Source organism: Lutibacter holmesii (assembly GCF_042679665.1).
In the GTDB taxonomy this organism is placed as follows: Bacteria; Bacteroidota; Bacteroidia; order Flavobacteriales; family Flavobacteriaceae; genus Lutibacter; species Lutibacter holmesii.
The window spans coordinates 327,477-351,506 of record NZ_JBHTMV010000004.1 but is presented as its reverse complement, the minus strand read 5'-3'; the positions used below and the strand labels follow the sequence as shown (position 1 = coordinate 351,506).

At 28.8% G+C, this 24,030-nt stretch carries 21 protein-coding genes; 5 read left to right on the top strand and 16 right to left on the bottom strand.

Annotation, left to right across the window (positions count from 1 at the left end):
• Positions 1-20: 20 nt before the first annotated feature.
• The 5 genes from ACFQ5N_RS09885 to ACFQ5N_RS09865 form a co-directional block, all read right to left on the bottom strand.
• Positions 21-2,336 carry a response regulator gene (locus ACFQ5N_RS09885; protein WP_386809335.1) on the bottom strand — a complete coding sequence of 772 codons (2,316 nt, stop codon included), beginning with the start codon at positions 2,334-2,336 and terminating at the stop codon, positions 21-23.
• 170 nt (positions 2,337-2,506) lie between these two features.
• Positions 2,507-2,848: a tRNA-binding protein gene (locus ACFQ5N_RS09880; RefSeq protein WP_386809334.1), complete on the bottom strand. Its 342-nt coding sequence runs from the start codon at positions 2,846-2,848 to the stop codon at positions 2,507-2,509.
• A gap of 3 nt (positions 2,849-2,851) precedes the next feature.
• Positions 2,852-5,485: an OmpA family protein gene (locus tag ACFQ5N_RS09875; protein WP_386809333.1), complete on the bottom strand. Its 2,634-nt coding sequence runs from the start codon at positions 5,483-5,485 to the stop codon at positions 2,852-2,854.
• Positions 5,486-5,597: 112 nt separating this feature from the next.
• Complete coding sequence (locus tag ACFQ5N_RS09870; protein WP_386809332.1) at positions 5,598-6,134, bottom strand: YfiT family bacillithiol transferase; 537 nt, start codon at positions 6,132-6,134, stop codon at positions 5,598-5,600.
• Positions 6,135-6,224: 90 nt separating this feature from the next.
• Positions 6,225-6,920: a Crp/Fnr family transcriptional regulator gene (locus ACFQ5N_RS09865; protein ID WP_386809331.1), complete on the bottom strand. Its 696-nt coding sequence runs from the start codon at positions 6,918-6,920 to the stop codon at positions 6,225-6,227.
• A 185-nt stretch (positions 6,921-7,105) separates the two neighbouring features.
• On the opposite strand from ACFQ5N_RS09865, the gene ACFQ5N_RS09860 reads away from it, so the two are divergent.
• The gene (locus tag ACFQ5N_RS09860) at positions 7,106-7,342 is read left to right on the top strand and encodes a hypothetical protein (protein WP_386809330.1); all 237 of its coding nucleotides are present in this window, start codon (positions 7,106-7,108) and stop codon (positions 7,340-7,342) included.
• 177 nt (positions 7,343-7,519) lie between these two features.
• Positions 7,520-9,418 (top strand): S9 family peptidase, encoded by a 1,899-nt coding sequence (locus ACFQ5N_RS09855; protein ID WP_386809329.1) that lies wholly within the window; start codon positions 7,520-7,522, stop codon positions 9,416-9,418.
• Between the two features lie 79 nt (positions 9,419-9,497).
• On the opposite strand, the gene ACFQ5N_RS09850 is transcribed toward ACFQ5N_RS09855, so the two are convergent.
• Positions 9,498-10,676, bottom strand: coding sequence for a lipoprotein N-acyltransferase Lnb domain-containing protein (locus ACFQ5N_RS09850; protein WP_386809328.1), 1,179 nt, complete (start codon positions 10,674-10,676; stop codon positions 9,498-9,500).
• A 94-nt stretch (positions 10,677-10,770) separates the two neighbouring features.
• Positions 10,771-11,739 carry a YheT family hydrolase gene (locus tag ACFQ5N_RS09845; RefSeq protein ID WP_386809327.1) on the bottom strand — a complete coding sequence of 323 codons (969 nt, stop codon included), beginning with the start codon at positions 11,737-11,739 and terminating at the stop codon, positions 10,771-10,773.
• 77 nt (positions 11,740-11,816) lie between these two features.
• Between ACFQ5N_RS09845 and ACFQ5N_RS09840 the strand changes: the two genes are divergently transcribed.
• Positions 11,817-12,575 carry a CDP-alcohol phosphatidyltransferase family protein gene (locus ACFQ5N_RS09840; RefSeq protein WP_386809326.1) on the top strand — a complete coding sequence of 253 codons (759 nt, stop codon included), beginning with the start codon at positions 11,817-11,819 and terminating at the stop codon, positions 12,573-12,575.
• Positions 12,576-12,593: 18 nt separating this feature from the next.
• Here the strand turns inward: ACFQ5N_RS09840 and ACFQ5N_RS09835 are convergent, their stop codons facing one another.
• From ACFQ5N_RS09835 to ACFQ5N_RS09815, 5 genes are read right to left on the bottom strand one after another with little or no spacing between them, the layout of a single operon-like run.
• The gene (locus ACFQ5N_RS09835; protein WP_386809325.1) at positions 12,594-13,508 is read right to left on the bottom strand and encodes a glutaminase; all 915 of its coding nucleotides are present in this window, start codon (positions 13,506-13,508) and stop codon (positions 12,594-12,596) included.
• Positions 13,509-13,525: 17 nt separating this feature from the next.
• The gene (gene lptB, locus ACFQ5N_RS09830) at positions 13,526-14,260 is read right to left on the bottom strand and encodes an LPS export ABC transporter ATP-binding protein (protein ID WP_386809324.1); all 735 of its coding nucleotides are present in this window, start codon (positions 14,258-14,260) and stop codon (positions 13,526-13,528) included.
• Positions 14,261-14,282: 22 nt separating this feature from the next.
• The gene (locus ACFQ5N_RS09825; protein ID WP_386809323.1) at positions 14,283-14,633 is read right to left on the bottom strand and encodes a carboxymuconolactone decarboxylase family protein; all 351 of its coding nucleotides are present in this window, start codon (positions 14,631-14,633) and stop codon (positions 14,283-14,285) included.
• Positions 14,626-15,444 carry a twin-arginine translocase subunit TatC gene (gene tatC, locus ACFQ5N_RS09820; RefSeq protein WP_386809322.1) on the bottom strand — a complete coding sequence of 273 codons (819 nt, stop codon included), beginning with the start codon at positions 15,442-15,444 and terminating at the stop codon, positions 14,626-14,628. Before tatC ends, ACFQ5N_RS09825 begins: the two co-directional genes overlap by 8 nt.
• Position 15,445: 1 nt before the next feature.
• Positions 15,446-16,414, bottom strand: a complete 969-nt coding sequence (locus ACFQ5N_RS09815; RefSeq protein ID WP_386809321.1) for a KpsF/GutQ family sugar-phosphate isomerase — start codon at positions 16,412-16,414, stop codon at positions 15,446-15,448.
• 181 nt (positions 16,415-16,595) lie between these two features.
• Here ACFQ5N_RS09815 and ACFQ5N_RS09810 point away from each other — a divergent pair, with 181 nt between their 5' ends.
• On the top strand, positions 16,596-18,797 hold the full coding sequence (locus tag ACFQ5N_RS09810; protein ID WP_386809320.1) for a RecQ family ATP-dependent DNA helicase: 2,202 nt from the start codon (positions 16,596-16,598) through the stop codon (positions 18,795-18,797).
• Between the two features lie 57 nt (positions 18,798-18,854).
• Here the strand turns inward: ACFQ5N_RS09810 and ACFQ5N_RS09805 are convergent, their stop codons facing one another.
• Positions 18,855-19,526 (bottom strand): ZIP family metal transporter, encoded by a 672-nt coding sequence (locus ACFQ5N_RS09805; RefSeq protein WP_386809319.1) that lies wholly within the window; start codon positions 19,524-19,526, stop codon positions 18,855-18,857.
• Positions 19,523-20,302, bottom strand: coding sequence for an SAM-dependent methyltransferase (locus tag ACFQ5N_RS09800; RefSeq protein ID WP_386809318.1), 780 nt, complete (start codon positions 20,300-20,302; stop codon positions 19,523-19,525). Before ACFQ5N_RS09800 ends, ACFQ5N_RS09805 begins: the two co-directional genes overlap by 4 nt.
• A gap of 84 nt (positions 20,303-20,386) precedes the next feature.
• On the opposite strand from ACFQ5N_RS09800, the gene ACFQ5N_RS09795 reads away from it, so the two are divergent.
• Positions 20,387-21,595 (top strand): THUMP domain-containing class I SAM-dependent RNA methyltransferase, encoded by a 1,209-nt coding sequence (locus ACFQ5N_RS09795; RefSeq protein WP_386809317.1) that lies wholly within the window; start codon positions 20,387-20,389, stop codon positions 21,593-21,595.
• 78 nt (positions 21,596-21,673) lie between these two features.
• Here ACFQ5N_RS09795 and ACFQ5N_RS09790 read toward each other — a convergent pair whose 3' ends face one another.
• The gene (locus ACFQ5N_RS09790; RefSeq protein WP_386809316.1) at positions 21,674-22,801 is read right to left on the bottom strand and encodes a hypothetical protein; all 1,128 of its coding nucleotides are present in this window, start codon (positions 22,799-22,801) and stop codon (positions 21,674-21,676) included.
• A gap of 144 nt (positions 22,802-22,945) precedes the next feature.
• Complete coding sequence (locus tag ACFQ5N_RS09785) at positions 22,946-23,962, bottom strand: cytochrome-c peroxidase (RefSeq protein WP_386809315.1); 1,017 nt, start codon at positions 23,960-23,962, stop codon at positions 22,946-22,948.
• Positions 23,963-24,030: the final 68 nt, after the last annotated feature.

Sequence of the window (24,030 nt, the reverse complement as noted above, 5' to 3'; positions counted from 1 at the left end):
GGGTGTTTGAAAATAGTTATTTATAAAGTAACAAAATAACGTTTAATAATTTTTAACAAATCATCTTTAATTATTGGTTTGGTCAAATATTCATTGCATCCAGCTTTTAAAGATTTTTCTTTATCACCCGTTAAAGCGTGTGCGGTTTGAGCAATAATAATTACATTTTTATTGAAAGTTCTAATTTGTTTTGTTGCTTCATATCCATCCATTTTAGGTAATCTAATATCCATTAAAATTAAATTGATGTCAGGATTTTCTTTACATGTTTTAATGGCTTCAATTCCACTTTTAACGTGTAAAACTTCACAAGTTAAATTTAAAAATAATATTTGAAGTAATAGTTTTGAAGTTTCATCATCTTCAACAATTAAAACTTTTATTTTTTTTACCTCTTGTTCAATATTGGTGTTAAAATGTTGTTGTATTGAGTTATTATTTTCACCAATAGTACTGTTGTTTGGTATTGAGAAGTAAAAAGTAGACCCTTCATTTTCAACACTTTCTAACCAAAGTTTACCGCCTAGTAATTGAATGTACGCTTTAGATATTGACAGTCCCAAACCAATACCTTGTCGCGCCATTTTATCATCAATATCAGCTTGTATAAAACGTTCAAAAATGGCATCTTGTTTATAAATGGGTACACCAATTCCGGTATCTTTCACATAAAATTCAAGTGTGTTTTTAGTTTGTATATAACCAAAATCAATACTTCCTTTTTCAGTATATTTTATGGCATTTTTAATAAGGTTGGTTAGTACTGATACAAATTTTTCTTTGTCAAGTTTTATAAAGGCTTCATTAGTTGGTAAAGCAGTATGCATTGTAAGTTGTAGTCCTTTAGCTTCAGCTTCAGGTTTAAAAAATCTCAATTCATAGGCTAGGTGTTCATTTATATTAAATTCTTCTGTGGTAATGCTAACAATTCCTGATTCAATTTTTGAAATACTTATAATGTCATCAATTAAATTGAGCATTCTTTTACCGCTTTTTTCAATAACTTCAAGATATTTTTGTTGTTTTTCAATTGAAATTTTTTCATCTTGAAGTAGTCCTGTAAAACCAAGAATTCCATTCATTGGAGTTCTAATTTCATGACTCATATTGGCTAAAAATGCCGATTTTAAACGATTACTTTCTTCTGCCTTTTCTTTCAGTTTAATTTGTTCTTGTTGGTATAATTTTATTTCTGTAATATCAGTAATTGTACCTACGTACCCAATAATTTCTTGTTGACTATTGTACTCTGGAACTGCCTGTCCAAGTACCCATTTGATAGAACCGTCTTTTAATAAAAAACGATATTCTGTATTTGATTTTTGTTTTTGAAGTGTTGCTAATTCCCAATTTGTTTTTATGTTTTTTACATCATCAGGATGCACAGATTTAAGCCAACCTGAGCCTAGCGCATCTTTTTCAGTCATTCCAGAAATTTCACACCATTTTGGATTTACAAAAGTTGTATATCCATCTTCGCGTGTATGAAATACACCAACTGGTGAAATATTTGTGAGTGTTTGGTATTTAATTTCATTTTTTCTGATTTCTTCAGAAGTTTTAATGACATCTAATCGTGCCATTTCAAATTTTTGACGGTAGGTGAGGGTTTTAAATAAATCTTTTATTTTAAAGTAATGTGTATCATATTCTTTAGTTTCAAAAAACTTTAAATAAATATAAAAAAGAATGCTATAAAAAATGGTGAAAACTCCTTTCGAAATTAATCCTGAAGTTATAATTACACCAAGTTGTTTACTTTTAAAAAATGAAATAAGTGAGAAAAAAAAGGTGTCAAATGTTATTGCAATGAGCATTGTTAAACAAATATTCCAAAATAAAAAGGGTAGTCTTTTAGATATATATTCATATACAATAATTATTAATAACGCATCTAAAAACAATGCTATGGTCCCTACAAGTAGCACCCAAGCACTATTATCAAATAAGTTTGTTGTTACATTTAAAGGATTGTAGGTTGAAGGATCTTCAATATTCCAATTAAAAGTTGTAATTAAAACGGCTATAGCAATATTTGTTATTAATAAAGCATAAATAATTTTTCGAGTTTCACTTGCATCTTCTTTAATGTAAATTAAAAGTATTGCAAACAATGACGCTGTAAAAAATACCGATGAACCTGGTGAGACTAATAAGTTATTTGCAATTTTAACATAAACCGTACTCGAAAGAAAAACTTGCATAAATTGGAATAAACCTAAACAAGCAAAGAGTAAACCAATTCCTAGTTTTTTGCGAAGATTAAAAAGAAAAAGCAGTAATAAAGCAATTAAAGTACCTTGTAAAAAGAAAATTCCAATTTGGATATAATTCATAGAACTCTAATTTTTAATTCAGTTGGTTTATTGTAAAATCACCTAAGTTTAAAAGTCTTTAATTTAAGCAATGAAAGTACATATTTTAGTTTAGATTTCATATTTTTTTTGAAATATTCTAAACTCAAAGTGTTCTAATAGCGTGTTTTATAATTATTGGTGAGTTTAGTTTAACTAACTTGTGTACCGTTTTTAATATTTAATTTAGAACTTTGCAACAATACAATTTCCTGTTTGTTATTTTCAATACCAAGAACTAAACACTCACTAAAGAAATTTGCTATTTGTTTTTTTTTGAAATTTACAATTGCTGTAATTTGTTTTCCAATTAAATCATCTTTGGTGTAGCGTTGTGTAATTTGAGCACTTGATTTTTTAACACCTAAATCACCAAAATCAATGGTTAGTTGGTAAGCTGGTTTTCGTGCTTTAGGAAAATCTTCAACAGCTATAATTGTACCTATTCTTAAATCTATTTTAGAAAAATCTTCAAATGTAATTTTAGGTTTCATATTTTATTCATTTATAATTACAAATTCAGTTCTTCTATTTAGTTCATGTTCAGCATTGGTGCAAGTTACACCATTTGCACATTTATTTAGTAATTTGGTTTCGCCATATCCTTTCATCATAATTCTGTTAGGATCAATTCCTTGTGAAATTATGTATTCTGCTGAAGATGATGCGCGTTTTTCAGATAAAGTTAAATTATAAGCATCCGGTGCTCTACTATCCGTATGAGATTGCACTTCAATTTTAAGTGTTGGGTAACTTTTTAAAACGCCTACTACTTTGTTTAGTTCAATAGCCGCTTTAGTTGTAATTTCATCGCTATCTAAATCAAAATAAATAGGATTTGTTTTAATAGATTTTAAATTGTTTACAGATGAAAATTCTATTATAGAAGTTAATTCAACGTCTTTTATAATTTGCTGTTTATTTGTTGAAGTAGTTACTATAGGAAATTGTGTGGGACTAAATCCGCTTTTTGAAACAGTAATTTTAGCATTTGTATTACAATTAATATTGAATGAATAGCCTTTTTCATTGGTTGTAATTATACTTTCAATCAATTTATTATTTAAAAATAAACTCACTTTTGCATTTGAAAGAGGTTCTTTTGTGTCTTTATTTAATACAATTCCGGTAATGCTTTGTATGCATTCAATAGGTGTTAACTCAATTGTAAGCGGATTGGTTTTATTCAAAGTATTGTCTGTTGCTAAATTCACTTCGGCAACTTCAAACTGTTCTTTTTCTACTGTAATTTTATAGTTGGCATTGCATTTTGCATTGAATTGAAACTCTTGAGCGTTTTCAGTAAATTTTGTGCTTATTAATTCATTATTTAAAAATAAACTCACCTTTGCATTTGAAAGTGGTTCTTTTGTGTCTTTATTTAATACAATTCCAGTAATGCTTTGTATGCATTCAATAGCTGTTAACTCAATTGTAAGCGGATTGGTTTTATTCAAAGTATTGTCTGTTGCTAAATTCACTTCGGTAACTTCAAATTGTTCTTTTTCTACTGTAATTTTATAGTTGGCATTGCATTTTGCATTGAATTGAAACTCTTGAGCGTTTTCAGTAAATTTTGTGCTTATTAACTCATTATTTAAAAACAAACTCACTTTTGCATTTGAAAGAGGTTCTTTTGTGTCTTTATTTAATACAATTCCAGTAATGCTTTGTGCGCATTCAATAGGTGTTAATTCAATTGTAAGCGGATTGGTTTTATTCAAAGTATTGTCTGTTGCTAAATTCAATTCGGCAACTTCAAACTGTTCTTTTTCTACTGTAATTTTATAGTTGGCATTGCATTTTGCATTGAATTGAAACTCTTGAGAACCTTCAGTAAATTTTGTGCTTATTAATTCATTATTTAAAAACAAACTCACTTTTGCATTTGAAATAGGTTCTTTTGTTTCATTATTTAATACAATTCCGGTAATGCTTTGTGTGCATTGTATTGGTGTTAGTACAATATTTTTAGAAACAGTTTCTTCAATTGCTGCAGTTTTAAAGATTATTTCTTTATGTTGAAATCCTTCTTTTTCAATTAATATTTTGTAGGATGTATTACATTTAAGAACAATACTTTTAGTAGTGTTGTAAGGTGATATTGTGTTTTTTAGTTCATTGGCGTTTTCAAAAACTGAGATTTTAATATCTTTAATTGCAAGTTGTGATGTTTCATTTATGGCGGTTATAACCATTTCTGAAAAGCAATCTTTTTCTTTAATTTTCCAAGAAAATATATCCACACCACCTTTACTTTCTTTTCGGTTTGAAGTAATATAACCTGCTGTTCCTGCAGGGTTTTCAACATAGCCAAAATCATCATATTTACTGTTGAAAGGCTGTTTTAATGGAACAGGAGTTGTATACGTTCCATTTATAAATTCACTTTTATAAATATCTAACTGTCCCATACCTTTGTGACCCGAAGTGGAAAAATAAAGGTTTTTATTAGCATCAACAAAAGGGAAGAACTCAGATTCTTTTGTGTTAATTGTTGGCCCTAAATTTTTAGGTTCTGAGTAGGTGTTGTTACCTAAAATATCAACTACATAAATATCATTTCCACCATAATTTCCAGGCATATTTGAAACAAAAAACAGCTGTTTGCCGTCTTTACTAACTTCCGGATTTCTAACTGAATATTCTTTACTATTGAAAGGTAAAAGTTGAATGTCTGTAATATCTAATTGTTCATTTATGTTCGCTTTTACAATTTGTAAAGTTTTCCATTTGGCAGAATCTTTTCTTGTTTGTGTATTGTAAAAATTATTCCAAGTGAAGTAAACTGTTTTTCTATCTGGTGAAAATGAAATATCCGATTCTAATACTGGATTATTTTCTTTTTTTGAAAATTTTGAACGTTGTATTACATCGCCATTTTCTAAAATATCTCCTAAATAAAGTTCTAAGTGTAATTGTTTGTTTTGGCGTCTTCTAGTTGTTGTAAATGTTTTATCGTTGTCTGTTTTTTTTGAAGATGCAAATAAAATAGTATTGTTATTCAAGTATGAAACACCAAACTCTGCATATTCAGAATTTATAGATGTGTTATTTAGTTCAATTTCTACTTTTTGTGCGTGTATGGAGAAAGTAAAAAAAAGTAATAATAAGTAACAATATCTTTTCATTTTAATAAATGTATTTTCTTAAGCAATTTTTAAAATTAATAACTTTAACTAATTACAAATATACCTAAAGTACCATAAAATAAGAGCAGCGCGGTGTATTCTTAATAATTAATTAAGAAATCCAATGTTGTTTTTGCATTAAATTGTAAATATGTGCGTAATGATGATTGCAATGCCAAGCGTAAATTGCAATATTTTGAGCTAATGTAACTGTTTCTTTACTTTCAGGATGTATAAAACTTCTAGTTAAATCTTCATTAGTTAAGCCTTTTAATAAATACACCCATTTTGCGTGTAGTGCATACAGAACTTGTATGGATAATTGTATGGGCGCAGATTTACTATCAAATAATTCGCCCCATTTTTCTTCAAAATAAGCTTTTATAACAGGTTTATTTTCTGTGAGAGTCCATTTAAAACGAATATAACTGTTTTGGTGACTATCAGCACAATGATGAATTACTTGCCTAATAGTCCAACCATTTTTTCTGTAAGTGGTATCCAATTGTTCGTCAGATAAATTTTGAACAAGGTTATCTAATTTCAAAGGAAAGTTTTCAATGGTTTGAATCCACGTGTTTAGTTCTTTTGAAGTTATTTCAGAAGGAATTTTTACGTGACCAATAGGATATTTTAAAGATTCTAGCATTTTATTATTTTAAGTTGTTGTGTAAAAATAAAAAAAACGTTCAATTGTTTCACAATTAGACGTTTTTCTATAAATGGTGTAACAAGTTAGTTATCCTAATTTGCTTATTTGTTCTAATTTATTTTTATCTAAAATTTCAATTTTCCGATCAGAAACATTGATAATGTTTTCTTTATTAAATTTTGATAAGGTATTTATAACGCTTTCTTTAGAGTAGCCTAACATATTAGCAAGATCTTTTCGTACCATTGGAATTGAAAATTTATCAGAATTATATATTCTAGCAAAATCTAAAAGAATTATAGATAACGCACCGTCAATATTTTTTTGAGAAAGCGTTGTTAAACGATGAAATAAGCCATTTGAAATACCAGACATATGTTTTATTAAATTTAAGGCAAAGTCACCATTTGATTTAATAAATTTTTCAAAAACAGTTTTTTTAATAAAACTTACGTTTGTTTTTTCGAGAGCAGTGGCAGTAAAATCAAAATTTTCAAAAGCAAAACAACAAATAATACCAATAAAAGAATGTGAATCAACCAAGCCAACTGTACAAGGTTTTCCATCATTTATAATTTCTAACTTAACCAAACCATCATTTAGATATAAAATATTATTTACAGCCAAACCTCTTTTTATAATGGTTTCACCAGGTTCAAATTCTATATCAGTTTTGTAGGAGAGAAGCTCATTTACTTCATTATCAGTTAAATAGTTTAGGCATTCTTTGGCGTCTAAAAAATCAAAATTGTAATTGCTTCCTTTTTTTAAAAAATCTGGCATGTTTTAATATATAAAAATTTCATTCTGGATAATGTAAAATTACATTATTGTTTGTAATAAATTAAATTTATGAGAATAAAATATGCCTATGCCAATTATTATTAATGCTTGAATAGCTGTTGTAATTTTATCCTGTAGAAATTATTGAAGAATTTTCAATAAACCAAATTATAAAATACGTAGTTATGAAAGATATTGCACTTAAGTCATTAGTTATACTTCCAATTATAGCATTTTTTGATTATTTAATCATGATTGTTGTTGGTTGTGTTGGAAGTTTTTTGGGTTTTAATAGCAACTTTTATGAATGTACTTTTTGTACCATAAGTAAAGTTGTTTTCGCAGTATCACTTTTAGCTTTCTTGTTTGTTATTACGTTAGATATTATTTCTCATGTGAAAAGAGGGAAGTTGCTGTGGTAATGTATTTATTCTTTAAAAAAGCCTTGATATTTAAAAATCAAGGCTTTTTTTGTGCCTTTATTTTACTTAAAAGTTTCAATTAAATTAAGACTTTTTTTATACTTATAATAAGGTTGCATTCTGAAAATAAATAATAAATTTGCTTTTTAGTATTTCAGTAAATAATAAACAATACATATGCGTAAAATAGTTATCTCATTTTTAACAGTATTTACATTTCTACAAATTTCAGCTCAAGATATGATGACACCAGAACTATTGGTTCAATTAGGAAAAGTTTCAGGAAAAGGAATTACAAAAGATGGAAATCATGTGATTTTTAGCGTTTCTAAATATAGTGTAGAAACAAATAGTAAAACTTCAACAACTTATAAAATCCCTATAAATGGTGGTGATGCAACCGTTATTGAAGATTATAGTAATTTGATAAATGACCCTAGTATTTCTTCAAATGGATCCTATAAATTAACATCAAAAGCTGTAAAACTTGAAAAAGTATTAGGTGTTGATGTGCATTCTGATATGAAGGAATCAGATGTGAAAATTTATAATGAATTAAATTATCGTCATTGGGATACGTGGTCTGATGGAACTTTTAATCACGTTTTTTATGGCGGAATTAAAGATGCTGATGATGCACTAATTGATATAATGGCAAATCAAGCGTTTGATTGTCCTCAAAAACCGTTTGGTGGTTCTGAAGATTATATTTGGAGTCCAGATAGTAAAAGTATTTTATATGTTTCTAAAAAATTAAAAGGTACTGCGTATGCAGTTAGTACAAATACTGATATTTATGAGTATAATATTGCCAATAAAACTACTTTAAATTTAACAGAGGCAAATGAAGGCTATGATACGCAACCTTCTTTTTCTTCAAAGGGACAGTTGGCTTGGTTACAAATGAAGAGAGATGGTTATGAAGCCGATAAAAATGATATTATTGTAAATATTAATGGTGAGCATACAAATTTAACTGATGCTTGGGATGGAACAGTTAATAGTTTTGTTTGGCAAGATAAAGGTGAAAAAATTTATTTTATTGCGCCAATAGGAGGTACTGTTCAGTTGTTTGAAATTGATGTAACATCAAAAAGCAAACAACCAAAACAAATTACCAACGGTCAGTTTGATGTTAGCGGAATTGTAGGGCAAATAAACAATACACTTGTTGTGAATCGTAGAGATATGAATCACGCTGTTGAATTATATACCGTAAATGCCAAAACTGGTGAAATGAAACAACTAACTCATGTAAACGATGCTACTTACAATAGTATTCAGTTGAGTTCAGTTAAAAAGAGAATGGTAAAAACTACGGATGGAAAAGAAATGGTTTCTTGGGTAATTTATCCGCCAAATTTTGATGCTTCCAAAAAATATCCAACATTATTGTATTGTCAAGGTGGACCACAAGGTGCTTTAAGTCAGTTTTATTCGTTCCGTTGGAATTTTCAAATTATGGCTGCAAATGGTTATATAATTATTGCGCCAAATAGGAGAGGAATGCCAGGCCATGGAGTGGAGTGGAATGAACAAATTAGTAAAGATTATGGTGGTCAAAATATGGAAGATTATTTAGCTGCTATTGATGATATTTCAAAAGAATCATATGTTGATACAGATCGTTTAGGAGCGGTTGGTGCAAGTTATGGTGGGTTTTCAGTGTTTTATTTAGCGGCTATCCATAATAACCGATTTAAGAGTTTTATTGCACATGACGGTATGTTTAATTTAAGAAGTATGTACGGAACTACTGAAGAATTATTTTTTGTGAATTGGGATTTAGGAGGTGCTTATTGGGATAAAAATAATGCTGCTGCACAAAAAACATTTGAAGAATTTAATCCTGCAAATTTTGTTGAAAAATGGAATACACCAATTTTAATAATTCAAGGAGGAAAAGATTATCGTGTGCCAATTGGGCAAGGTTTAGAAGCTTTTCAAGCAGCACAACTTCAAGGTATAAAAAGTAGATTGTTATATTTTCCTGAAGAAAATCATTGGGTGCTAAATTCTCAAAATAGTATTGTTTGGCAGCGAGAATTTTTTAAATGGTTGAAAGAGACATTGTAATTAAAGAATACTTCATAAAAAAGCTAGTTGAATACCTTTTTCAACTAGCTTTTTTTGTATATAAATAATTTAAAAACAGTTACTTTTTGAGTTTAATTACTTGCATTAAATATACATATCTTAGCGCTAACGCAACAATTAAAGGAAGTAATGCAAGGTTAAATATTTGTATTTTTAACAGCCAACAAATTACCATTGTAATTAACAATAGTATGTTTAAAATTAAATAATAATGTAGCCATTTTGGAGTATTTGTTTTTAGTAGGTAAAATGCTATCACAATATTTGGAGCAAATGCCCATAAAAAATTAAAATTTTGATATGTTGCCGTATGTGTAGTTGCAAACCATAGTAATAGCACAAGAATACCAATTATTCCTGTTGTTAAAAACAATAAAAAATCAAGCCATTTGCTTCTCTTTTTAAGTTGAAAATTTTTATAAGTTTTATAAACTATGAGTAAGCTAAATAACAATATTACATTAAAAGGAGTTAAAAGTTTAGTGCTATTAGCTATTGGTTTTTCTTTGATAATTAGATATTCATTTTGTACCAAAGGTTCTATAACTCCTTCTTTTTGAATAGTTGCTTGTTCAAAAGCTTCAAAAATATAATCTGGTAAAAATTTATAATCGTTTTTTGAAGCTTCATCATCAATTACAGCACCTAAAGCTAAATCAATTCCAAATTTCCCCCATTTAAAATCTTTCGTATAATCATAAATTAAATCTCTATGTGTTTTTTGTGTAGTAATATGTTTATTTGAAAATTGTATTTTATCTTTTAGTACAGCGGTTACTACAGCTTCAATTTTAGTAGAGCAGTTGTCATAAAAAAAGTCGTATTGATAATTTCTATTTTCAGGTTTTGCATTTTCTTCTAAAAATAAATACATTGCTTGAACGTCTTCATTTGATAAGTTTAATACCTGTGTTTTTACCCATCTATTTTCATATTGGTAAATTCTTAAAAACCTATTAAAATTTCCTGTAGCTAAAAAATAGGTTAAATTTCCTTTGGCAAAATTTAAATAAAAATTAGGTGCATTAAAGTCAAAAGTTCCGTAATTGTATACTTTGTCTATGCCAAGTGAAGGATCAAAAACACGAAAAGCACTGTGTCCAAAAGCTGTATATAAATCGGTTCCTGGACCACAAGTTACAACACTAATACTTGCTTTGGTAGATAATTTTTGTTGTGCGTTTAATTGAAAAAAACAAGCTACAATTATTAAAAATAAAGAAAAACTACGAGTCATATGATTTAAATAACATTTAAATTTAAGTGTAAAACTTTGTGATTGAAATTACCTAAAGCGAATGTAAAAAAACTTTAGATGTAAATGTTTATAATTACGAAATAATATGTTCTATAAAAGTTCTTATTCTGTTTTCACTCCAAAGTAAATCTTTGCCTACAATTTTAGTGTTAAAACCAACGTGTCCTCCATATTTTGGTGTTTCAAGAGTAATTTGTTTATGATTTTTAGCTATTTCAAAAGGGAAACAACTTTTTGATAAAAAGGTGTCATCTAAAGCATTAATAATAAATGTTGGTAGTTTTATTGCAGGTAAAAATGCTTTTGAACTACTTTGTGTCCAATAATCTTGGGCATTTTTAAAACCAAATAAAGGAGCTGTTACTGCACCATCAAATTCAGCAAAGTTTTGTGCAGTGGTTATAGCTGATAAGTCTAGGTTGCTATTTGGGAATTTCTCTAATTTTTCTATTGATTTTTTCTTTAAAGTTCTAAGAAAACGTTTCATATAAATGGTGTTTTCCGTTTTTGCCAATGCATTTGAAGAGCCTTCTAAATCACACGGAACAGAAATGGCAATTCCGCCTTTAACTTCAAACGGAATAAATGAGTTTTCGCCTAAGTATTTTAAGGCAATGTTTCCGCCCATACTATAACCAACTAAAATAATATTTTTGAATGTATAAGTATTTAAAATGTAGTTTAAAATGGTTGAAACATCATCTGTTTTACCGCTGTGATAGGAGTGTAAATGGTTATTGTCTTCACCACTGCAACCTCTAAAATTAATGGCTGCACAAGCAATATTATGCTGGTTTAAATGGTTTACAAGTGATACAATGTATTTTGAATTAGAACTACCTTCTAAACCGTGCAAAGCAATTACAAGTGTGTTTGAAGGAACTAATGAAAAATCAATGTCTAAAAAATCCTGATCGGGTGTTGGTATTCTTTTTCTAACATAATTTACTTTGTTATTAAAAAACAATGTTTTGTAAATAGTATTTAAATGACTGTTTTTAAACAAAAAAGGAGGATTATAACTAGAAGTAATTACAGGCATTGGGTGAATTAAATTTAAAATTTAAATATAATTAATTCTTCCTTATAAATAGTTTATTAAATTTACTGAAATTATTAATGATGACCATAAAAAAACAAATACCTAATTTATTAACATTATTAAATTTACTTTCAGGAACTATTGCTGTATTTTTTGCTGTTAAAGAGCAGTTAGTTGTGGCAGCAATGTTTGTTTTTTTTGGTATATTTTTTGACTTTTTTGATGGTTTTGCGGCGCGTTTATTGAATGTTCAAGGAGAATTAGGAAAGCAATTAGATTCTTTAGCTGATGTTGTTACAAGTGGAGTAGTGCCAGGAGTTGTAATGTTTCAATTAATTTTAGCTTCGGTAAGTAATAATGAATGGACTATAAAAGGGCAAGAATTGAATAATTTACCTTTAAAAGAGTATTTAAGTATTATTTATTTGGTAGCTGGTATTGGCTTGTTAATAACGTTAGCGTCGGCGTATAGATTGGCAAAATTTAATATTGATGAAAGACAAACAAGTTCTTTTATAGGTTTACCTACACCAGCAGCTGCGTTGGTGGTACTTTCGTTACCTTTAATTCAGCAATTTACAAGTAATGAGTTGGCTTTACAATTAATAAACAACACGTGGTTTTTAGTACTGTTAACCTCGTTGTTGTGTTATTTTATGAATGCCGAAATTCCTCTTTTTTCATTAAAATTTAAAGATTACAGCTTTAAAAATAATAAAGTGAAGTATATTTTTATGTTGTGTACTTTGGTAATGGTTATATTGTTGCAATATATTGCAATTCCTTTAGTTATTGTGTTGTATGTACTTATATCTTTATTTACAAAGGGTAAATAATTTTTTTACCAAACTTTATTAAAATATAGAAGTATCTGTCTCAGTTGTAAAACGTTCTAAAAAAGCAATTCCTTTGTTTGAATTTCCTTTTTTATTTAGTTTAGGACTCCAAACAGCAATGCTATATTTTCCTGGGTGTACAGCAACTATACCACCGCCAACACCACTTTTACCAGGTAAGCCAACTTTAAATGAAAATTCACCAGCTTCATCGTAAAATCCGCAAGATTGCATTACAGAATTGATTCTTTTAGATTTGCTAGGACTTAATATAACCTTGTTAGAAACCGGACAAAAACCATCATTGGCTAAGAATAGAAAAGTTTTAGAAAGCTCATTACAAGTCATTTGAATAGAACACAAATTGAAATAAAAATCCATAACATCGTCAATTTTATTTTTAATATTTCCAAATGTTTTCATTAAATTAACCAAAGCCATATTTCTGTAACCACAAGATTTTTCAGAAGTTACAATTCGTTCGCAATATGAAATAGCTGAATTCCCTGAAACGGTTTGAACAAATTTTAAAAAATCGGCTTTAGGATTTTTTAAATGACTCATTAATACATCACAAACAACAATAGCTCCGGCATTTATTAGTGGATTTCTAGGAATTCCTTGGTCTGTTTCTAACAGGTAAAGTGAGTTAAAAGGTGTTCCTGAAGGTTCAACGCCCACCCGTTTAAAAAGAATTTCATCTTCAAAAGTATAGGCCAATGTTAACGCCAATACTTTTGCAATACTTTGTATTGAAAACTTTTCATTGTCATCACCAAATCCAGCTTGTTTATGATCTATTGTAGTTAAATGAACTCCAAATTTATTAGCATCAACTTTTGCTAATTCTGGAATATAATTTGCAACTTGTCCCGAATCTTGGAATCCTTTGAGACTATTATTAATTTTAAGAAATAACGCTTGGTATTCCATTATAGATTAAAAGTGTTTTAAAATTTTCGAGTTTTTAATTCAAAATCTTGTCCTAAATAAACACGTCTAACAGTTTCATCTTCAGCAAGTTCTTGTGGTGTTCCTTCTTTTAAAATACTACCTTCAAACATTAAATATGTTTTGTCTGTAATAGCTAAGGTTTCTTGAACATTGTGATCTGTTATAAGAATACCAATATTTTTATCTTTTAAATGTGCAACTATACTTTGAATATCTTCTACAGCAATAGGATCTACACCGGCAAAAGGCTCGTCTAATAAAATAAATTTTGGATCTGATGCCAATGCACGAGCAATTTCAGTTCGTCTACGTTCACCACCTGAAAGTAAATCTCCACGGTTTGTACGCACGTGTCCTAAGCTAAATTCATCTATTAATGACTCTAATTTTAATTTTTGATCAGCTTTTGAAAGTCCTGTAAATTGTAAAACCGACATGATATTATCTTCAACAGATAGTTTTCTAAACACTGAAGCTTCTTGGGCTAAATACCCAACACCTTCTTGTGCTCTTTTATACATTGGAAAATTGGTAATAACTGTATTGTCTAAAAAAATATTTCCTTCGTTAGGCTTTACCATTCCTACAATCATATAAAACGAAGTTGTTTTTCCTGCTCCATTTGGTCCTAATAAACCAACTATTTCACCTTGTTTAACTTCTAAAGAAATACCTTTTACCACGTAACGGCTACCATATTTCTTTTTTATGTTTTCAGCTCTTAATATCATAACTGTTGAAGTGTTAAATTATTTAAATGGTTTGATTTTCTAAAGCCTCCCAAAACTCATAAGCTCTACGTAAATGTGGTATTACAATTGTACCACCTACCAACGTTGCAATAGAAAGTGTTTCCATAATTTCTTCTTTTGAAATACCTTCATTATAACAAGTTTCTAAATGGTATCTTATGCAATCGTCACAGCGTAAAACTGCTGAAGAAACTAGACCTAATAACTCTTTTGTTTTAACATCTAAATGCCCTTTTTTAAAGGCATTGGTATCTAAATTAAAAATACGTTTTACAACTTTATTATCTTCAGATAAAATTTTATCGTTCATTTTTTTACGATAAGCATTGAATTCTTCTATTTGATTAGGCATTTTTTTTGGCTGCTTTAAGTTCACGTTTTATGACAACTTTTGAAATAAATATACTTACTTCATATAAAATTAAAATTGGTATGGCTACAATTATTTGGCTAATAATATCTGGCGGTGTTATAATTGCCGCTAAAATTAATACTAAAACCAATGCATGTTTTCTGTATTTTTTTAAAAAATCAGGTGTAATTAATCCCATTTTTGTTAGAAAAAACATGATTATTGGCAATTCAAAAATTAATCCTGATGCTAATACAGATGAGCGAACCAATGCAATATAAGAACCAATTTTAATGTTTCGTTCTACTAAATCGCTTATAGAGTAATTTCCTAAAAAGTTTACAGATAATGGTGTAACTACATAATAACCAAACAATACACCTAGAAAAAATAAAAACGAAGAAATTACAATAAATGTTTTGGCTCCTTTACGTTCTTTTTCAAACAATCCAGGACTAATAAATTTCCAAAATTCCCAAACAATAAATGGAAATGCTAAAATAAAACCAGCTGTAATAGATGTCCATATATGCACGCTAAATTGTTCAGCCATAGCTAAACTTTGAAACGTAAAAGGCATATCTTCAATACATAAACCGTCTGTTCCAAAAAGTTGAGATACTTTACAAAAGAATCTATAGGTAACAAAATCAGCACTTTTAGGTGCAAAAAGTATTACATTAAATATAAAACTTTTTAATAAAAATGCGATGATTGAAAATAGAAAAACAATACCGGCAGATCTCACTAAATGCCAGCGTAATTCTTCTACATGGTCTAAAAAAGACATTTCGTTTTGTTCTTTTGCCATCTTAAAATAATCCTTCTTTTAATAAATCATGTAAATGAACTACACCAATATAAGCAGTTTTGTCTTCAACTAAAATTTGAGTAATATTATTGTTTTCCATAGTTTCTAAAGCTTTTATAGCCATAGCATCAACTTGAATTGTTTTAGGGTTTTTACTCATAATGTCAGCAGCTGTTAATTGGCTAATATCAGAGTTGTCTTTTAGCATACGTCTTACATCACCATCAGTTATAATACCAACAATTTTATTGTTTTTAATAACAGCAGTTGTTCCCAAACGTTTTTTAGAAATTTCAATAATTACATCTTTAATTGGTGTAGTAAGTTGAACTTCAGGTTTAGCATTATTATCTGTTAAATCTTTAACTCTTAAATATAACTTTTTTCCAAGTGCTCCTCCTGGATGGTATTTTGCAAAATCTTTACTTGAAAAATGATTGAGTTCTAACAAGCAAACGGCCAAGGCATCACCAATAACAAGTTGTGCAGTTGTACTTGTAGTTGGAGCTAAATTGTTTGGACAAGCTTCTTTTTCAACATAACAATTAAGCACAAAATCAGCATTTGTACCTAAATAAGATTTTATATTACCGGTTAAGGCAATTATTTTGTTTCCATAATTTTTAATAAAAGGAACTAATACTTTTATTTCAGGCGTATTTCCACTTTTTGAAATACACATTACCACATCATTTTTTTGAATATTTCCTAAATCTCCGTGAATAGCATCAGCCGCGTGCATAAAAATTGCTGGTGTTCCGGTTGAATTTAAAGTAGCCACAATTTTTTCACCAATTTTGGCACTTTTTCCAATTCCTGTAACTATTAATCTACCATTTGAATTATGGATGAAATGTACCGCGTTTTCAAAATCTTTTGTTAAAAATTTAACTAAATTAGCAATTGCGTTACTTTCATCAATGATTGTTTGCTTAGCAGTTTCTATAATTGTATTTTTATTTTTTTTCAAAAGTTTATGTTTTTTGAATTAAAAAAATGTTTTATCTTTAGTTGCAACAAAAATAAATTTATTTAATTAGATATTTGTTAAACTAAGCTAAAAAGTGAAACTATTATTTTAGAATTGTATAAATTGCCTTGTTTAAGAATTAATGAGTAGTTATTTTTTGATATTAAATGTATTATAAAGTATGAGTGAAAAAAATGATGATCTGCACAAAGCTTTGAAACAATATTTTGGATTTTCAAAATTCAAAGGTTTGCAAGAGAAAGTTATAAGAAGTATATTGGATAATGAGGATACTTTTGTAATTATGCCTACAGGTGGAGGTAAATCTCTATGTTACCAATTACCAGCTTTAATGAAAGAAGGAACTGCAATTGTAGTTTCACCTTTAATTGCTTTAATGAAAAATCAGGTTGATGCTATTCGTGGTATTTCATCACATAAAGGTATTGCTCATGTGTTAAATTCATCATTAAATAAGGCAGATGTAGCACAAGTGAAAGGGGATATTGAAGCAGGAATTACAAAATTACTGTATGTAGCTCCAGAATCATTAATTAAAGAAGAATACATTGAATTTTTACAGTCTCAAAATATCACTTTTGTAGCTATTGATGAAGCGCATTGTATTTCAGAATGGGGACATGATTTTAGACCTGAATATAGAAATTTAAGAACTATTATTCAAAAAATTGGTGATGTTCCAATTATAGGTTTAACTGCAACTGCAACTGAAAAAGTTCAGGAAGATATTTTAAAAACGTTAGGAATGGTGAATGCCAATACGTTTAAAGCATCTTTTAACAGACCTAATTTATTTTATGATGTTCGTCCTAAAACAAAGAATATTGATGGAGATATTATTCGTTTTATTAGAGGACATGCAGACAGATCTGGTATTATTTATTGTTTAAGTCGTAAAAAGGTAGAAGAAATAGCCCAATTATTACAAGTAAACGGAATTAAAGCAGTGCCTTATCACGCTGGTTTAGATGCTAAAACGCGCTCTAAACATCAAGATATGTTTTTAATGGAAGACATTGATGTGGTAGTGGCAACAATTGCATTTGGTATGGGAATTGACAAGCCTGATGTTCGCTTTGTAATTCATCACGATATTCCAAAAAGTTTAGAAAGCTATTATCAAGAAACAGGTAGAGCAGGAAGAGATGGAGGAGAAGGATATTGTTTAGCATACTATGCTTATAAAGATATTGAAAAATTAGAGAAATTTTTATCAGGAAAACCAATTGCAGAGCAAGAAATAGGAAATGCTTTGTTACAAGAAGTAGTTGGTTATGCTGAAACTTCTATGTCTAGAAGAAAATATTTATTGCATTATTTTGGTGAAGAGTTTGATGAAGTGAATGGTTTGGGTGCTGATATGGATGATAATGTTGTGAATCCAAAAAAGAAACATGAAGCACAAGATGATTTAAAACGTTTGTTAGAAGTTGTTCGTGACACTAAAGAAAAATATAAATCAAAAGAAGTTGTAAATACCATTATTGGAAAAGTAAACGCCTTACTAAAATCTCATAAAACAGATGAACGACCATTTTTTGGTTGTGGAAAAGATAAGGAAGGTGCTTATTGGATGGCTTTAATTAGACAGGCTTTAGTAGCACGTTATATTAGAAAAGAAATTGAGCAATATGGTGTTGTAAAAATTACTGAAAAAGGATTGGATTTTATTGAAAATCCTAGTTCATTTATGATGACCGAAGATCATATATACAATGAAACCGATGATCCTAGTATTGTTTCTACCAATAAAAAATCAAATAGTGCAGCAGCAGATGCTGTGTTGGTAAAATTATTGAAAGATTTACAAAAATCTGTAGCCAAAAAAAATAATGTGCCTCCGTATGCTGTTTTTCAAGAAACATCTTTAGATGATATGGCATTGAAATATCCAATTACGTTAGATGAACTAAAAAACATTTATGGTGTTGGAGAAGGAAAAGCAAGAAAATTTGGGAAACCATTTTTAGAACTAATTTCTAAATATGTTGAGGAAAATGATATCATGAGACCTGAAGATTTTGTGGTAAAAAGTACAGGAGTAAATTCAGGATTAAAATTATATATCATTCAAAATACAGATAGAAAACTGCCTTTAGAAGATATAGCGAAGGCTAAAGGATTAGAGTTTAGTGAGCTAATAGAAGAGATGCAACGTATTGTTTATAGCGGAACAAAAATTAATATTAGTTATTGTATTGATGAAATGTTAGATGAAGATCAACAAGAAGAAATTTTTGAATATTTTATGGAATCTGACAGTGATAAAATTCAGGATGCAATGGATGAATTTGATGGCGACTATGAAGATGAAGAATTACGCTTAATGCGAATTAAATTTATAAGCGAAGTAGCTAATTAAAAACGATTACAAATAAATAAAAAAAACTCCAAAGAGATTTTCTTTGGAGTTTTTTATTTAAGCTAAATAAGCCACCAACATTCCTGTTAAAATAGCTAAAAATTTAAATAAATTAAATTTATGATCTTTAGAAGTTTCAAAAAGAATAATTGTTGAAATATGTAAAAATATTCCAATTATTACGGCTGTAATTTCTGTTTTGTATGTAATTAAAAGTGGTACGTTTTCACCTGCTAAACTTCCTAACGGAGACATTAGTGAAAACAACACTAAAAATAAGATAGCATTTTTTTTAGAAATGTTTGATTTTACAAAGAACGTTCCTAAAATAATAGCAATAGGTATTTTATGAATTACAATAGCCCAAAGTAAATGCTCGTGATGATGATTATGTGCTAATGGAATTCCTTCCATAAAAGAGTGTAAACATAAACTTACAAATAAAGCAACAGGAAATGCATTATCAGCTTGTATATGCATATGTCCATGTTCAGCACCTTTTGAGAAAAAGTCTAAAATTAATTGAAGCAATAGTCCTAAAAGAATGTATAAGCCAACAGACTCATAGTGAGAATGATAAACTTCAGGTAATAAATGCAAAATAGTAATAGATAGTAAATATGCACCACTAAAAGCTAACAGTAATTGTACTGTTTTTGTACTTGGCTTTAAACCAAAAACAATAACAATTCCAATTAAAACAGATAAAATAAGTACTATATATGTCATTCTAAAACTAAGATTAAACGGTCAGAATTTGATGCGTCAAAATCTGCTAATTGATAATTTCCAAAAATATGTTTTATTTTAAAGCCAACACTTGAAACATAGCTGTTTATTTTTTCAAGATTTAAACTTTTAACTTTTTCAAAGTAGGTGTGTTGTTCACCATCAGCTTCAAAATTTATTTCTTTTACAATAAAACCGTTATCTACATAGCGTGAAATGTGAAAAGTAATTCCGTCAATTGTTTGCACTTCTTTAGCAACTAAATTAGCAATTACTTTTTCAGCATTCATAAAATCAATTACAGCAATACCATTTGGCAGTAAACTGTTTTTTATGTTTTTAAGTATCGCTATATCTTCATTGTCATCTTCAAAAAAACCAAAACTTGTAAATAAATTTAATACAGCGTTGTATTTGTTTTTGAAAGGATTTCGCATGTCATGTTCAACAAATTGCAAACGTTCATTTTCAAACTTTTTTGCAAATTGAATACTGTTTTTAGATAAATCTGCTCCAACAATATTATAACCTAATGAATTTAAGAATATTGAGTGTCGACCTTTACCACAGCCTAAATCCAGTAATAAATCATCTTTTTTAAATTTTAGAAGCTTCACTAAATTCTGCATGAATTCTTGTGCTTCTGTATCATCTCTATGTTTATATAAAATATGGTAGTATTTGGTGTTAAACCAAGATACAAACCATTCTTTGTTTTGTGCCATTGTTAAAAAAATAGATACAAAAATAGTGAATTGCACTAACTTATTGTCCATAAAATCTTGTGTTTATTTAATTTTTAAAATAAGAAGCAGTTTAAACGTTTTTAAATTAAGTACTTTTGCAAAAAATAAATGAATATGAATCATAATTTTAAAATGGTTGCCACCACAATGTTTGGACTTGAAGAGGTTTTGGCAACTGAACTTAGAAATTTAGGAGCACAAAATGTAGAAATTGGTGTTCGAAACGTTTCTTTTTTGGGTGATAAAGGATTTATGTACAAGGCAAATATTGCGTTGCGTACAGCTATCAGAATTTTAAAACCTATAAAACGTTTTAAAGTTTTTGATGAAGATGATTTATATAAAAAGTTAATGCAAATGGACTGGGAGCGTGAAATGACAGTTGATGGAACGTTTGCAATTGCTGCGGTTGTAAATTCAAAGCGTTTTACAACCAATTCACATTATATTGCATTAAAATCTAAAGATGCTATTGCAGATTATTTTCGTCATAAATATCATAAAAGACCAAATGTTGATGTTTTACACCCTGATGTTAAAATTCATGTGCATATTTTAAATGATTTATGTACCGTTTCTTTAGATAGTTCAGGACAATCTTTACACAAAAGAGGGTATAGAACGGCTACAAATATTGCTCCAATTAATGAGGTGTTAGCTGCAGGGCTTGTTTTACTTTCTGGTTATACAGGTGATTGTAATTTTATTGATCCAATGTGTGGTTCTGGAACAATTTTAATTGAAGCAGCAATGATTGCTAACAATATTCCTGCAAATATCAATAGAAAAGAATTTGGTTTTGAACATTGGAAAGATTTTGATGAAGATTTATTTTTTAAAATTCAAGATGTATTACTAAAAAGAATACGTAATTGTCATTTCAAAATTATGGGATTTGACAAAGCGCCTTCAGCTATAAGAAAGGCAAATGACAATATTAAAAGCGCAAATTTATCAGACTTTATAGGTGTTCATCACGTAAATTTCTTTAATTCAATGAAAGAAGTTTTTGGTGCAACTACAATTTTGTTCAATCCACCTTATGGGGAACGATTGAATATTGATGTTAAAGAATTTTATAAAAGTATTGGTGATACTTTAAAGCAAGGATATCCAGATTCTACAGTTTGGTTTATAACATCAGATTTAGAAGCTTTAAAACATGTTGGCTTAAAAACCTCTAAAAGAATTCCTATTAAAAATGCAGATTTAGATTGTAGATTTGTTAGGTATGATATGTATGCCGGAAGTAGAAAAGCTTCAAAAAATAAAGCTAAACAGGTTGAAGAAAAAGATATTTCAGAAGAAAATATTGAAGATTAAATGTTCGTTTTGTCAATAAAAAAATCCGCTATTAAAAGTGAAATTACTTTTAGTAGCGGATTTTCTAATTTTAAGTTATTATGATCTTCTTGAAGTTTTAGTTCTTTTTTCCTCATTTTTTTCAATCTGCTTTTTGTTTGTTTTAGATGTACTTCGTGTTGTTGGTGTTTTTCTTGTTGAAGTATTTCTTTTTTCTTGACTAGCAAATGAAGATCTTGTAGCTCTTGAATTTGTATTTTTTGAAACTACTTGTTTTTTTCTAATTTCTGAATTTCGTTGCGTTGCACTACTTCTATTTGAATTATTTCTTGTTGCTTGTGTTCTATTTTGAGAACTAGTTTTTCTTTCAGAAGTATTTCTAGTATTGTTATTTCGGTTTTTTATACTTGTTGTTTGTCTGTTAGCGTTATTTGCAACTCTATTATAATTTCCGCCATTATTTTTAAATAAGTCTGTAGCTTTTCCCTTATTTCTGTTATTTGTTACAGCATTTTCTCTTCTTTTAGGAATTGAATTTGTTGCAACACGCTGTCTGTTTGTACGGTTTTTATCATATTTATTGTGAGAATCACGTTTATTATAATTGTTGTTCTTTCCGTAAAATTTGTTTTTAGAGTGATCTTTATGGTACGCATATCTTTGCGCTTTATAACGGTTTCTGTAAGGTTTATAACTTACAACTCTATAATCGTAATAAGGTTTTGTAAAATAATTGTGGAAAGGATGGTACACATAAGTTCTGTTAAATCTATTTATGTAACCTCTTTGGTATGCAAAATTTCCATAAGTATTGTAATAAATATTCATACCTCCTAAACGAGCTAATCTACCGTTAAAATAATTAATGTTTATATTTCCAACTCTAGAAATACGTCCGTAATAATCATAATAAATAGGAGTGTTTTGAATTTGAATTACTGCTCCAAAACGGTCGTATTGTACATAGGCATCATAATTATAGCCGCTGTTAAACGTAATATTTAAACCGTTGTTATAATAGCTGGCACTAAAGTTATTTCTTTGATTTAAGTAAAAATCAAATTCTCCGTTTTGAAATACAGAAAAAGTTATGCCGTTTTCAACAAAAGTAAAGGATGCACCTTGTGCTTGTTTGTATATATTAGTTGTTGAAGTATTGTTAGTGGCATTTATAATTCCAAAGCTAACAAATACTAAAGTAACGAATGTAAGTAGTGTTTTTTTCATAATGAAAGGTTTTAAAGGTTTGTACTAAAAAGGTAGCTAGCTTGTGCTAATAGTAATACAAACAGCGTGCCAAAAAAATATGCCCAATAAAAATTGGGCATATAGAAACAGTAAAAAGTATACTTATTTTAGTGCATAAAAGCTTTAAATATTTTTTGGTAATTCACCAGTTAATGAGTTTAAAAAAGCAACCAAAGCATTTACATTTTCATCTGTAAGCTCTTTATTTAATTGCACTTTAGCCATTATGGTAACAGCTTCTTTTAAATCATTAACACTACCATCATGAAAATATGGATATGTTTTTTCAATATTTCTTAAAGAAGGTGATTTAAACACGTATTTATCGCTTTCATTTTTTGTAACTTCAAACTTTCCTTCATCAATTGTTTTGCTTTTGGTATGTTTCCAATAATCATCATACAAACCAAATTTTTGATAAATATTACCTCCTAAAACATTTCCTGAGTGGCAAGCAACGCATCCTGTAGAAATAAATAATTGTAAACCTTCTTGTTCTATTTCAGTTAGTGCATTAGCGTCGCCAGCAATAAAATCATCAAACCTTGAAGGTGTAATTAATGTACGTTCATAGGCTCCAATTGCATTTTGAATATTTTTGTAACTAATTGGGCTGTCATCATTTGGAAATACTTGCGTAAATAAAGTGTTGTATTCTTCAATTTTAGATAAACGTTCTTCAACAATTTTTTCGCTTGGCATAGCCATTTCAACCGGATTTAAAATTGGCCCACCAGCTTGTGCTTCTACATCAGGTTCTCTACCATCCCAAAATTGAGACATATGTAAAGCAGCATTAAATACCGTAGGTGAATTTCTTGTTCCAAATCCACCATCGTTTCCAGGAGAAGTACTTAAATTATCAACGCCATAGGTTTCAATATTATGACAAGTATTACAACTTTGTGTGTTGTCTTTTGAAAGTCTATTGTCAAAATACAATTTTTTCCCAAGTTCAACTTTTGCTTTTGTAATTGGGTTTTCTGGATTTTCAGCAACTTCTGGTAATTTACCAAATAAAGACGAAGCAGTTTTTTGCAACGCTGTATATTCTGGAGCTTTTATTTGCTGTTTTTCCTTTTTTTGAGAGCAGCTAGTTATCAATACAAGTAATAAACTTGCTAAAAGTAATTTTTTCATAAGTATTTTAGGTTGAATAATATTAGGTAAAAGTAAGTGAAACTCACAAAGTAGTTAGTAACTTAAAT

Bases quoted from the DNA above. Each gene is read 5' to 3' on its own strand.
- ACFQ5N_RS09875 (WP_386809333.1), bottom strand. From the start codon at position 5,485: ATGAAAAGATATTGTTACTTATTATTACTTTTTTTTACTTTCTCCATA.
- ACFQ5N_RS09870 (WP_386809332.1), bottom strand. From the start codon at position 6,134: ATGCTAGAATCTTTAAAATATCCTATTGGTCACGTAAAAATTCCTTCT.
- ACFQ5N_RS09840 (WP_386809326.1), top strand. From the start codon at position 11,817: ATGATGACCATAAAAAAACAAATACCTAATTTATTAACATTATTAAAT.
- ACFQ5N_RS09885 (WP_386809335.1), bottom strand. From the start codon at position 2,336: ATGAATTATATCCAAATTGGAATTTTCTTTTTACAAGGTACTTTAATT.
- lptB (WP_386809324.1), bottom strand. From the start codon at position 14,260: ATGATATTAAGAGCTGAAAACATAAAAAAGAAATATGGTAGCCGTTAC.
- ACFQ5N_RS09800 (WP_386809318.1), bottom strand. From the start codon at position 20,302: ATGGACAATAAGTTAGTGCAATTCACTATTTTTGTATCTATTTTTTTA.
- ACFQ5N_RS09790 (WP_386809316.1), bottom strand. From the start codon at position 22,801: ATGAAAAAAACACTACTTACATTCGTTACTTTAGTATTTGTTAGCTTT.
- tatC (WP_386809322.1), bottom strand. From the start codon at position 15,444: ATGGCAAAAGAACAAAACGAAATGTCTTTTTTAGACCATGTAGAAGAA.
- ACFQ5N_RS09855 (WP_386809329.1), top strand. From the start codon at position 7,520: ATGCGTAAAATAGTTATCTCATTTTTAACAGTATTTACATTTCTACAA.
- ACFQ5N_RS09845 (WP_386809327.1), bottom strand. From the start codon at position 11,739: ATGCCTGTAATTACTTCTAGTTATAATCCTCCTTTTTTGTTTAAAAAC.
- ACFQ5N_RS09795 (WP_386809317.1), top strand. From the start codon at position 20,387: ATGAATCATAATTTTAAAATGGTTGCCACCACAATGTTTGGACTTGAA.
- ACFQ5N_RS09810 (WP_386809320.1), top strand. From the start codon at position 16,596: ATGAGTGAAAAAAATGATGATCTGCACAAAGCTTTGAAACAATATTTT.
- ACFQ5N_RS09865 (WP_386809331.1), bottom strand. From the start codon at position 6,920: ATGCCAGATTTTTTAAAAAAAGGAAGCAATTACAATTTTGATTTTTTA.
- ACFQ5N_RS09880 (WP_386809334.1), bottom strand. From the start codon at position 2,848: ATGAAACCTAAAATTACATTTGAAGATTTTTCTAAAATAGATTTAAGA.
- ACFQ5N_RS09860 (WP_386809330.1), top strand. From the start codon at position 7,106: ATGAAAGATATTGCACTTAAGTCATTAGTTATACTTCCAATTATAGCA.
- ACFQ5N_RS09835 (WP_386809325.1), bottom strand. From the start codon at position 13,508: ATGGAATACCAAGCGTTATTTCTTAAAATTAATAATAGTCTCAAAGGA.
- ACFQ5N_RS09805 (WP_386809319.1), bottom strand. From the start codon at position 19,526: ATGACATATATAGTACTTATTTTATCTGTTTTAATTGGAATTGTTATT.
- ACFQ5N_RS09785 (WP_386809315.1), bottom strand. From the start codon at position 23,962: ATGAAAAAATTACTTTTAGCAAGTTTATTACTTGTATTGATAACTAGC.
- ACFQ5N_RS09850 (WP_386809328.1), bottom strand. From the start codon at position 10,676: ATGACTCGTAGTTTTTCTTTATTTTTAATAATTGTAGCTTGTTTTTTT.
- ACFQ5N_RS09825 (WP_386809323.1), bottom strand. From the start codon at position 14,633: ATGCCTAATCAAATAGAAGAATTCAATGCTTATCGTAAAAAAATGAAC.